Annotated in this window: 9 protein-coding genes; all 9 read right to left on the bottom strand. The window is 59.0% G+C overall.

The features are described from left to right. Window positions 1–224: 224 nt before the first annotated feature. Window positions 225–674, bottom strand: coding sequence for a flagellar export protein FliJ (locus AMM41_RS14720; protein WP_089960376.1), 450 nt, complete (start codon window positions 672–674; stop codon window positions 225–227). Window positions 675–862: 188 nt separating this feature from the next. After that, window positions 863–2,182, bottom strand: coding sequence for a FliI/YscN family ATPase (locus AMM41_RS14715; protein ID WP_089960373.1), 1,320 nt, complete (start codon window positions 2,180–2,182; stop codon window positions 863–865). Continuing rightward, on the bottom strand, window positions 2,179–3,108 hold the full coding sequence (locus AMM41_RS14710; protein WP_194944808.1) for a FliH/SctL family protein: 930 nt from the start codon (window positions 3,106–3,108) through the stop codon (window positions 2,179–2,181). The genes AMM41_RS14715 and AMM41_RS14710 overlap by 4 nt, the downstream gene beginning before the upstream one ends. Next, on the bottom strand, window positions 3,101–4,273 hold the full coding sequence (gene fliG, locus AMM41_RS14705; protein ID WP_089960370.1) for a flagellar motor switch protein FliG: 1,173 nt from the start codon (window positions 4,271–4,273) through the stop codon (window positions 3,101–3,103). The genes AMM41_RS14710 and fliG overlap by 8 nt, the downstream gene beginning before the upstream one ends. Window positions 4,274–4,294: 21 nt before the next feature. After that, the gene (gene fliF / locus AMM41_RS14700) at window positions 4,295–6,148 is read right to left on the bottom strand and encodes a flagellar basal-body MS-ring/collar protein FliF (protein ID WP_089960367.1); all 1,854 of its coding nucleotides are present in this window, start codon (window positions 6,146–6,148) and stop codon (window positions 4,295–4,297) included. 21 nt (window positions 6,149–6,169) lie between these two features. Beyond that, window positions 6,170–6,517, bottom strand: a complete 348-nt coding sequence (gene fliE / locus AMM41_RS14695) for a flagellar hook-basal body complex protein FliE (RefSeq protein ID WP_089960365.1) — start codon at window positions 6,515–6,517, stop codon at window positions 6,170–6,172. A gap of 11 nt (window positions 6,518–6,528) precedes the next feature. Then, entirely contained in the window at window positions 6,529–8,070 is a 1,542-nt protein-coding gene (locus AMM41_RS14690) for a sigma-54 interaction domain-containing protein (RefSeq protein WP_228769297.1), read from the bottom strand. A gap of 882 nt (window positions 8,071–8,952) precedes the next feature. After that, window positions 8,953–9,126, bottom strand: coding sequence for a hypothetical protein (locus AMM41_RS21975; RefSeq protein ID WP_228769296.1), 174 nt, complete (start codon window positions 9,124–9,126; stop codon window positions 8,953–8,955). A 26-nt stretch (window positions 9,127–9,152) separates the two neighbouring features. Next, window positions 9,153–11,441, bottom strand: coding sequence for a flagellin N-terminal helical domain-containing protein (locus tag AMM41_RS14680; RefSeq protein ID WP_089960359.1), 2,289 nt, complete (start codon window positions 11,439–11,441; stop codon window positions 9,153–9,155). Window positions 11,442–11,471: the final 30 nt, after the last annotated feature.

Genomic DNA, 11,471 nt, shown 5'->3' with positions numbered 1-11,471 from the left:
GCTCCTACAGGGGGCATGTCTGCGATTGCAGGGGGCCTGTCTGCATTTTGTGGGAGCCCCGCCCTCGGGGCGATTGTTGGTGGTTTGCGAGGGTGATCGCGACGGGGGCGTCGCTCCTACAAAAAAAGTGGCGATGCAAACGGCATCGTGCTGTATCGACAGTGCGGGGGGCACGCCACGGACAGGTCGGGGGTGAGCAAGCGCCAAAAGCGACGGGTCACAGCTCAGTTTTGCATCCCCAATATGAACTGCCGCACGCCCAGCTCGTCCATCTGCCGTTGTTCGTGCCGCTGGACATCTTGCGCAACGGCCTTGTTGTCTTGCTCGACCAGTGACTGCATTTTGTGCAGCTCCATTTCGGCTTGGAGGCGTTTTTTGCGCATTTGCGCCAAGGTGGTCTGGGCTTTGCCCAGATCCAACACCACACGCTGCTGCAGGCCGAGCAACTGGGTCATGAACTGGCGGTGGTTCATGCTGGCTTGCATGCCCATCACGGTGCCGTCCCGGGTCTGTTCTTGCAAGCGGTACTCGTCGTACAGCTTGCACAGCCGCAGGTGGCTGGCTTCGAGTTGCTTCACATGGTCCAGCGCCTGGGTCAGCTCGTTTTGAGCGGCTTTGAGCGCATCTTCTGCTTTGTTCACCAGCACCGGCCAGCAGCTTCTTGCTTCTCGCATGTTGTTCTCCTTGGTGGTTGATGGTTCTGGCCCTGTGAAGTTCGAAGTGAACGGCTTTTGTTGGGCACGGAGATCCCTGTGGGAGCCTCACCATCCGGACGATGGGGGGTGGTCTGCGAGGCGTTATCGCGGCGAGGGCGCCGCTCCCACAAAAAATGCGTTCTTGCAAACGTCATGGGGCCGGTTCCTCAGTGGTTCATGAGGGCTTGCACTTGCAGTCGGGTGGTGCCCGCGTCTTGGCTGGTGTGCATGTCTTGTTGCAAAAAACTTTCCATTTGCGAGCGCAAGCGAATGGCCTGGTCCAGATCGGCATTGCTGCCCGCTTCGTAAGCACCCACCTGGATCAGATCCTGATTTTGTTGGTACAGCGACCACAAACGCCTGAAACGGTTGGCCAGTTTTTGGTCTTCGGCTGAGAGCAGGTTTTGCATCACCCGCGAGACCGAACCATTGAGGTCGATGGCGGGGTAGTGCGCCGCATCGGCCAGTTTGCGCGACAGCATCACTTGGCCGTCCAGCGAGGCGCGGGCGATGTCCACAATCGGGTCGTTGGTGTCATCTCCTTCTGCCAGCACGGTGTAAATGGCGGTGATCGAACCCACGCCGTGGCGACCCACACCAGCGCGTTCAATCAAGTTGGGCAGCAGCGCAAACACCGAAGGGGGGTAGCCCTTGGCGGTGGGGGGCTCGCCCACGGCCAGGCCGATTTCGCGCTGCGCATGGGCCACGCGGGTCAGGCTGTCCACCAACATCAGCACGTTTTGGCCCCGGTCCCGAAAATACTCGGCAATCACATGGGTCAAGTGGGTGGCTTTCAGTCGCAATACCGGCGATTCGTTGGCCGGTGCGGCAACCAGCACCGACTTGGCCAAACCGACCGGTCCGAGCGATTCTTCAATGAAGGCCTGCACTTCGCGACCCCGTTCGCCGATGAGGCCAATCACCACCACGTCGGCTTCGGTGAAGCGGGTCATCATGCCCAGCAGCACACTCTTGCCGACGCCAGAGCCTGCCACCAACCCCAAGCGTTGGCCCCGGCCAATCGTCAGCATGCCGTTGATGGCTTTCACGCCCACGTCCAGGACTTCCTTGATGGGGCCGCGCTCCATGGGGTTGATGGGACGACCTTGCAGGCTCAGCACATCGCGGCACTCTGGCTGTGGCTTGCCATCCAGCGCATTTCCGCGCCCGTCGATGATGCGGCCCAACAAATCGGGACCCAGCCATACCTGAGACGTGTGGCTGAGCACACGCACCTGGGCCCCTGGACCAATGCCCTGCGGCTCGGTGAACGGCAGCAAAAACAGGGTGTCGTCGTTGAAGCCCACCACCTCTGCCTCGACCCGGTGGCCCAGCTGGCCCACGATTTCACAGCATGCGCCCAAGGGGGCCATCAGTCCGCGTGTTTCCAGCCGCATGCCCACCAGCCGCACCAAGGTTCCGCTGCGTTGGGGCTCGGGTGCATGCAGCTCGCCGATCAGCTGGTTCACCTCTTGATCGAAGTTCATGCCGTGGCGTCCTCGCCGGGTTCGGCGTTTTTGATGTGGGTGTCTTGCACGTCAATGACCTGGTGGTCCCAGTCCCGCTTGGGCGTGTTTTCGGGCAGCACGTCGACTTTGTCTTGCACCAGGCTGGAGTCGCGCATCCAGGCTTCGGGCTGGACCAGCAAGCGCCGCGCCAGCGGCTCCAGGCGGTGCTCAATCAGGTCTTGCACCAAGGTGTCTTGCACGCGCACCCGCACACTGCCCGGGCGCAACTGGGCGTCGGGCTCCAGCTGCAGGTGTTCAATGGCCGCTTGGCCCAGCGCTTTGACGCGTTGCAGGTCTTGCGGGTTCAGGCTCACATGCACAGCCTCGGCGGCGTGGTCCAGCTGTTGAATACAGCCCTGAATCAAACCATTCACGGCATGGCCCGACAGCTGCAACTCGGCTCGCACCAACTGCTCGGCCACATGCAGCGACAAGCGCTTGAGTGGCTCAAAAAAACGCTGCGGGTCTTGGCTGATGCTGTTCAGTTCGATGCCCAGGTGCCGGATCAGTTCGCGCTCTTTGGCGCGTTCTGCGTCCATCTCGGCGCTCAGCTGCTTGTGCATCTGGGCTTGGCCATCGGACAGTCCTTGGCGGTAGGCCGCATCGCGCAAGGCGCTCAGGGCAGACTCAGAGACCCGCGTTTCTTCGGCTGGGGGCAGTGCAGGGGTTTCTGGCGTGTCGTCTTTGGGGGGCTTGGCTTTGTGTTCAGGCAAGCTGGCGCTGGGCAAGGGCTCGGGCAAGGTCAACGCATCGGTGGGGTCAGAGCGATCGGCCACACGCCAGGGGCCAAACGAATGCACTTTGGCATCATCCCACTGGGTCCGCAAAAAAGAGGGCGTTTGGCTTTTGCCATTGAGCAAAGCGCTGGCGTGCCAGCTGCCCGTTGGGTTTGCGTTTTCAGACAAAGTCATCTCCACGGCCAGCCAGCACCAGCTCGCCCGCGTCCGACAGCTTGCGGGCCAGTCGCATGATGGTCTTTTGCGCGTCTTCCACATCGGTGATGCGCAGCGGCCCCTTCGACTCCATGTCGTCGATGAACATCACCCGCGCACGCGCCGACATGTTGTCGAAGAATTTGTCCTTGACAAATTCGGGTGCGCCTTTGAGGGCCGTCATCAGCATGTCGGGCTCCACTTTGCGCATCAGCGCCTGGATGCCCCGGTTGTCCACGCCCACCAGGTTCTCGAAGGTGAACATGTTGTCCTGGATCTTCAACATCAGCTCGGGGTCGAGATCTGACAGCCCCCCCATGATGGAGGCCTCCAGATCGACCTTGACGAAGTTCATGATTTTGGCCGCCGCCTTGATGCCACCAAAGCTCGACGATTTCGCCGACGAGTTGCTGGCGAACTGCTTTTTCATGATCGATTCGAGCTCTTCCATGGCCGACGGTTGCACCGTCTCCAGGCTGGCAATGCGCTGCAAGATCTCGGGGCGTGCCTCCGGGGCCAAAAAATTCAGCACGTCGGCCGCCACGTCGTATTCGAGCACCGACAAGATGATGGCCGTGACCTGTGGGTGTTCGTTGCGGATCATGTCGGCAATCGACCGGGCGTCCATCCATTTCAGGATGTCCAGGCCCTTGCTGCCCTGGCCCGGCAAGATGCGGCTGAGCACCGACGAGGCTTTGTCGTCGCCCAAGGCACGCTTGAGGACTTTTTCGACATAGTCCCCCGTGCCCAAGCCCAGACTGGTTTGCTTTTTGAGCATGGCGACAAATTCGTCCAGCACGACGTTCACCGCCTCTTGCGACAAATCAGCGACCGACACCATGGCCGCCCCCAGCGCCTGCACCTCTTTGGGGTTCATGAAGCGGATGATCTCGGACGCCTGCTGCTCGCCCAGCAAAAGCATCAGCACCGCTGCCCGCTGAGAGCCGGTCATGGCGGCCAGTTCTTCTTGCAACTCCTCGGTCATCACAATCGGCGCGTCTACAAGCGCCGGTTCGGTGTCTTTGACGTCCTTGCCTTCTTTGCCGTCCTTCCCTTCTTTGCCTTTGCCGTCCTTACCCTTGACCTCTTTGGCATCTTTGCCTTTGGCGTCTTTGTCGCTGTCTTTTTTCGTGGCCATGTCGTTCCATCCTTACAGGGTTCAGGCGATCTTGATCATGCCCTTGAGTACATTGGCCACCCGGCCCGAATCCTCGGCCACCATCATGCGGATGATGGCCACTTTGTCGTCGTATGTATTGGCCGTGTCCAGCATCTCGGCGCTGATGCTCGACTTCTTGGGCTTGAGTTTGGCCTTGATGTCTTCCAGGCTTTCACCCTCGCCAAGCTGGATCATCTTCATGTCCTCGGCACTCAACTCGCCATCGGCCAGTGCAGCGGCTTTGGCTTTTTCTTCTTCGGCCTGCAGCCTGCTGGCCGTCAGGTTGCGCATGATGGGGCGCACCACGGTCAACATGAACACGATGAAACTGATCGCCAGCAAGCCACTTTTGAAGCCGTTTTGCACCACGTCTTCCAAGTACCAAGGGATGCTTTCCAGCACGGCGGGCGCTTCAAACTTGGCGGGCACCACCGAGACGTTGTCGCCGCGCTCGGCATTGAAGCCCACCACGCCGCGCACCACTTGCAGCATCTGATCGAGCTCTTGGGGGGTGTAGGCAATGCTCTTGGGGGCATTGGGCACCACGGGCGCATCTTTGGCCGCAGGCGGGGCAGGGCGCTCGTTGACGATCACGGCCACGCTGATTTTTTGAATGCCACCGCTGGCGGTGCGCACATGGCGCACCGTCCGGTCGAGCTCGAAGTTGCGTGTCGACCGGTTGCTCAGGGTTTTGTTGTTCGATTCCGATGAGCCCTTGGTCGGGTCCACCTGGGTGTTGTTGGTGGTGGTGGGGGCAGCGGGCGCCGTGTTGGACAGCGAGCCCGGAATGCCTTCGGCATCGCGCAGGGTGGCGCGGTCTTCGGCCACCACCTCGGAGCGCGTGCGTGGGCCTCTGTCGCGGTTGTCAAAGTCTTCGGTGGTGCTCTCCGTCTGGGTGAAGTCCAGCACCAGATTGACCTGTGAGCGCACATTGGCCTCGCCCACCATGGGCGAGAGGATTTGCATGATGCGGCCGCGCAAGACCTCTTCCATCTGCTGCTTGTGCTGCTCTTGTGCCGAGGTCAGGCCCAGCTTTTGTTCGGTGGCTGACTCGGTCATGAGCTTGCCCACGTTGTCCACCACCGTGACCTGGTCCGGTGAGAGATAGGGCACGCTGGACGACACCAGATGAACAATGGCCTGCACCTGCGAGGCCGACACGGCGCGGCCAGGATAGGGTGCCAACACCACAGAAGCTTTGGGCGGTGTTCTGTCCCGCACAAACACGCTTTGCTTGGGCGTGGCCAAGTGCACACGGGCGCTTTGCACACTGCCAATTTGCATGATCGATCGCGCCAGTTCCTGTTCCATGGCGGCGTTCACCTTGACCTGCTCCATGAACTGGCTCGTGGTCATCGACGACTGGTCTTTCAGCCCGTCCAAGCCCGTGGACCCGGCCTTGGGCAAGCCCTGCGAGGCCAAAAAGATACGCGCCTCATGAAAGCGCTCGCTGGGCACCGTGAGCTGGCCCGTGACCGGATCGATTTTGGGATGAAACTCGCCCGTTTTGAGCGAATTGAACGCCGCTTGCTGGTCAGCCTCTTGCAGCCCGGGCATGACCGGGCGGTAAGGCGTGCTTTGCATCCACGAATAGGTCAAGCCAAAAATCACCAGCACCACCAGCATCAAAATGAGTGGCAACACGCGGCGCACAGAAGGCTGCTGGATGACTTTGATGAAAGTGTCCGACATGCCCAGGGTTTGCCAAGCACTCAAACCCCCGCCGGGGGCGGCGCGTGCGCCTTCCCCCGGGGCCGTGGTCAAGGCCATGCTGCCAGCAGGGGCGGGCACCTGAGCTTGAGGGTTGGTCGCCGTCATCAGGCCCGTGTTCATTGATGCAGTAGCTGTGGCCATGGTGAGTTCTCTTTAGATCGATCAGACGGGCATGTTCAAGATGTCTTCGTAGGCCTTGAGCACTTTGTTGCGCACCTGCAAAGTGGCTTCAAAAGCCAGCGACGATTTCTGCATGCTCAGCACCACATCGGTCAAGGACATGGTCTGGCCCCGGTCGTAGGCGGTGCGCAAGTTGGTCGATTGGACCTGCGTCTGGTTGACCTCGCTCAGGGCATCCGCCACAAATTCACCGAAGTTGGTTTTGCCAACTTCGGCTGTGGTGCTTTTGAGCTCATCCGAATCGGGCATGCCCGCGGCCTGGGCCTGGTGGGTGCGCAGTGTTTTCAACATCGAATGGATGCTGGCGGGAGAAATGGCTTTGTCGTTCATGTGTAACTCCTTCAGTAGGCTGAAGCCAAGGACAGGCCGTGCTCACGCAGTTGGGCCATTTTGTAGCGCAGCGTACGGGGGCTGATGCCCAGACGTTTGGCTGCTTCGGTTTTGCTCGGGGTGCTGGCCAATGTGGCCATGATGACCTGGTGCTCACTCAGGCGAGTGGCGCTGTGCAGGTCGGTGTTGTGCGGGTCGGTGTGGTGAATCGCGGAGTGCAAAGCGCGGTCTTCTGCCTCGTGGGCCGACAGGTGTTCAGGGAGGGCGTGCTCAAAGGGCATGGCCGCTGCTGGCGCAGCACTGACCCAAGCGGCTGTGTCCTGGCTTGGCAAGGCATGTGCTGCAGGGACAAGCATTGGTGCAGCGAGTGGCATGCTGGTCAAGCACTCGTCAAACATCAAATGCGCTGGGCTGATGTGGTGGTCTGTGCACAGCACCATCGCGCGGCGCATCACGTTTTCCAATTCACGCACATTGCCGGGCCAGGGGTATTGCAGCAGCAGGGCTTGCGCTTGCGGGTGCAGACGCCAGCTTTGGCCGTGGTGCTCGTGCTGCATCAGGCACTGAAAGGCCAGCGGGATGATGTCCTCTGGTCGCTCGCACAAGGGCAGCAAGCGCAGGCGGAACGTGGCAATGCGGTAGTAAAGGTCTTCGCGGAACTCGCGGTCCACAATGGCCTGCTTGAGGTCTTTGTTGGTGGCCGCCACCACGCGCACATTCAGGGCCAGGGGGGTGTGACCGCCCAGGCGGGTGAGCTGACGCTCTTGCAACACGCGCAGCAACTTGCTTTGCAGGTGCATGGGCATCTCGCCAATCTCGTCCAGGAACAGCGTGCCGTTTTGGGCTTGTTCAAACACGCCTTTGTGCTCACGGTGCGCCCCGGTGAATGCGCCTTTTTCGTGGCCAAACAGCATGTCTTCGATCAGGTTTTCTGGCAAAGCCGCGCAATTGAGGGCCACGAACGGTCCGCGTGCGCGGCCTGAGGCTTCGTGAAGCACGCGGGCCATGACCTCTTTGCCTGCGCCGGTGGGGCCGACCAACAAGGCGGTCACTTCGGCTTGTGCCACTTTTTTGGCCAAGGCCAACAGGTGCTGGCTGGCGGGGTCCACAAACACCACATTGCGCACCGGCTGGGCGCTGCGTTGGGGGGATGGGGCGGAGGTGTGGGAGTGGGCGTGAGCGTGGGTGAGTTTGGCGTGCAACCCTTGCCAAGTGCTGCTGCGCACATCGTGCGAGGCCAGCACGGTCAATGCGCCGCACTGCGTGGCATCGACGGCCAAGTCCATGTCATCGCGGTCCACACGGCAAACCACCGGTGTGCCCAGGCACGCGTTTTGCAAGACTTGCTGAACATCCTTGAGGCGCGTGACATCGTGCGCCAAGTGCAAGACCAACACCGTGGCATCGCCAGCTTGGGCCACCAAACTGTCGAGTGTGCTGATCGGCATGACGGACCAACCACTCATCTGCAAGGCTTGGGTGTGCTCGGGGCTCAGAGCTGTTTCGGGGTCCAGCCAAAGGGCCAAGGGCGCACAAAAGGTTTGGGACTTCACGTTGTTGACCTCATGTTAATATGAAATCTATTAAGCAAAGTCTGTGCCAGAATTTTTTGAATTCTAAAAAACTCTAAAAAAATAAAAAACACTATTTAAATCGGACTCCAAGAATTCAAATCTTTGACACCTGATTGACGGAAGATTGACAGCGCAGTGCGATCAGCGTGTGAACCCCACCCTCAGGGCGATGGTTCAGATCGGCGATGCCATCCCTGTAGGAGCCCCGCCCTCGGGGCGAAGTGTCATATCAGCGATGCCATCCATGTAGGAGCCCCGCCCCCGGGGCGATGGTTCAGATCAGCGATGCCGTCCCTGTAGGAGCCCCGCCCCCGGGGCGATGGGTCGTGGTCTGCGAGGCTTGATCGCGGCGAGGGCGCCGCCCCTACAGGGGAACCCCTGCCCACATGGGAATGCCTGCCCACATGTGAATCCCTGCATTTTGTAGGAGCCCCGCCCCCGGGGCGATGGGTCGTGGTCTGCAAGACTTGATCGCGGCGAGGGCGCCGCTCCTACAAAGAAGCGGACAAACATCACCGGGCCCAGCACATGCACGGGGCTCACTGCTTGGTGGCAGATTTGGCCAAAGGTGGTTTCGGCTCAAAAACATGACAAAACCGACCATCAACCCGCAACACTTCGAGCGAAGGCAACAATTTGGATTGAAAGCCCATGGCGCGGCAAACATAAGGCGTGGCAGGGATGTGGCTCACGCCAAAAAACCGGCACTGCCAGCAATTGGGTCCGCGCTTGGGGTCAGCGGCTTGTGTAGGGGAGGGTTTGGATTCAGGCATCAGCGGTCTGGGTCTGGGTGCAAGGACCTGATGGGGGTGGTAGAGGGCAAGGGTTAACTGCCTCGGGTTTGCAGAATCAATCTTTCAATCAAACAAATACGGTGTGCAAGTCCAGCTGGGCTTGCACTCGCACCGCTGTGTTCGGTGTGGCCGCCCAAGCCTTGGCCAGTGAGTGGCTGTTGGCTTTGGCGCACATCGCCGCCAGAAGCTGGCGGGTGACACAGGGTGTTGGCTGAGCGTTCGGGCGCATGACAGTTTTCATGTCACGGCCGAACGTCATTCAGTGGCTTAGCCTTGCAACAGTTTCATCACCGACTGCGTGCTCTGGTTGGCCTGAGCCAACACAGACGTGGCCGCCTGCGAGATGATCTGGGTACGGGCCAACTCGCTCGATGCCTTGGCAAAATCCGTGTCCAGAATGCGGCTACGCGACTCGGTGGAGTTTTGTGCCACGTTGATCAGGTTGTCGGCTGCAAAGGTCAAACGGTTCATGACCGCACCCATGTTGGCGCGAGATTCGCTGATGACCGCGATGGCATCATCCAGACTTGCGATGGCCGCTTGGGCATTTGCGCTGGTGGTGAGGCTGCTCTGCGCAATCATGTTCAAGCTGCCGGCAGGTTTGCCGTCGATCACTTGTGGGTTTACCCGATTGATGCTCACATTGGACGTGAAGGCCGTACCGTTGGCATTGCCCGTGAATGTGATGCTGCTGCCAGATCGGACGAATGCTACGCCAGGTTGAGGTGTTGCTTGCTCCAGTTTCAGAGTCAATCCTTTGGCAACGGCCTCGTTGGGGTTGTTGCCATTGGCATCGGCGTCCGATACGGTGTATTCAATATCGATTCCGTTGAGGGTCAGTTTGACTTTGTCACCAGAATCAAAACGGCCGCTGATCGACAGTTCGTCAACTTGGGCGGCTGCTGCAGAGGTGAACACCTCGGGTGTTGTCACCTTGGCCGCTTGGGTGGCGAACAAGTTGGCATTTTTAACGGTGGCACTCAGGTCCAGTTTGTTCGCGCCCACAGTGAGGGCCGTGAATTTAACCCCTGCTGTCCCTTCGACTTCCGCTAATGTACCTTCAAGTTTACCGCTGGCTGCTGCAACGATGCTGTTCGCCAATCTGTTCAATGTCGCGTCAGCAGCGTCGTCAATCGTGACTGTGTAATCTAAAGTTGCCGCACCGTTTTTCAGGGTGATGACATCACCTTTTTGGTATGAACCTGCGAGAGTGAGGGTATTGAATTCTTGTGCAGTGGGGGTGCCGAGAGATTCGGTGCCAGCAATCACTTTGCCTGCGTTTAACGTTGAGGTGCTCGCTTGTGCACTCAGGTCCAGTGTGTTCGCTCCGTAATTGGAGGCCGTGAACGTTATCACTGCGGTGCTGCCTGCCACTGCTGATGTTGCTGTTGCACTTCCAAGCTTACCGCTGGTTACTGCTGCAATGATGTTGGTAGCCATTGCGGCATAGGTAGGTGTTGCGAGTTTAGATGCTGTGGCGTCGGCGCTAGTGACCTGGTATTTGAATTCGTTACTGCCGTTTTTCAGGGTAATGATGTCACCTTCTTGGTATTGACCTGAGAGAGTAAGGCTGTTGGATTCTTTTGTTGAGACGCTGCCGACTGTTTCGTTTCCAACAAGAGCTTGGCCAGCAGTTGAAAATGAGGTGGTCACTTTTGGGGTGAAATTTACACCTGTTGGGCCAGTGAATTTAATCTTGTCTGTTCCCTCGCTGGTCAATACCACGCCCAAATCGTTTTCGATTCCTACTGTGCTAACGATGGAATTTCTGATCAGCGTTAAAGTGTCGGCAGGGGTTGTACCAATATCGGTTGGCTTCACCGTGTAAGTGATCGATTTGGTCCCAATCTCCAATTTGATGGTGTCACCACCTACGATGCCGGTGGCACCGGTACCGGTAGTGGCGGCGGCACCGGCTTGGTATGCGCCAGACAGCGTCAAAGTGCTGACTTGAGGTTGGGCTACTACAGCTGGTTGGGCGGGTGTAACTGCTTTGGCCGGTGCAGAGTTTTTCAACTCAACATTACTTGCCACAGCTGCATCAGTCCGGAAGTCTTGCAACTGAATCGAAATCAACTGGTTGGCGTTCGCGCCGACCTGGAATTCAAATTTGCCTGCACCGTTACCGGCCGTGGCTGATTTGTTGAGAACGTCCATGCCGTTCCACTGGGTGTTTTTGGCAACGCGGTTGATTTCTTGTTTCAATTCTTGGAATTCCATGTCCAAAAATCCACGGTCTTCGACGGTGTTGGTGTCGTTGGCCGATTGGATGGACAACTCACGCATGCGTTGCAGCATGCTGTTGACTTCGTTGAGTGAACCTTCCACGGTTTGGATGAGCGAGATGCCGTCGTTGGCATTGCGAACCGCTTGGTCCAGACCGCGGATCTGTGAGGTCATGCGGTTGGTGATGGCCATGCCGGTGGCATCGTCGGCAGAGCTGTTGATGCGCTTGCCTGTGGACAGCTGCTCCATGGATGTTTCCACGGCGCGGTTGTTGCGGATGAGGGCGTTTTGTGAAATCAGCGATTTCACGTTGGTGTTGATGACGGTCATGGCAAAGAGTCCTTAACGTAGGGAGAAGTG

The organism is Limnohabitans sp. 2KL-3 (assembly GCF_001269405.1).
GTDB lineage: Bacteria > Pseudomonadota > Gammaproteobacteria > Burkholderiales > Burkholderiaceae_C > Limnohabitans_A.
Note: the sequence above shows the minus strand (reverse complement) of the source record. Positions and strands in the feature narration are given on the sequence as shown.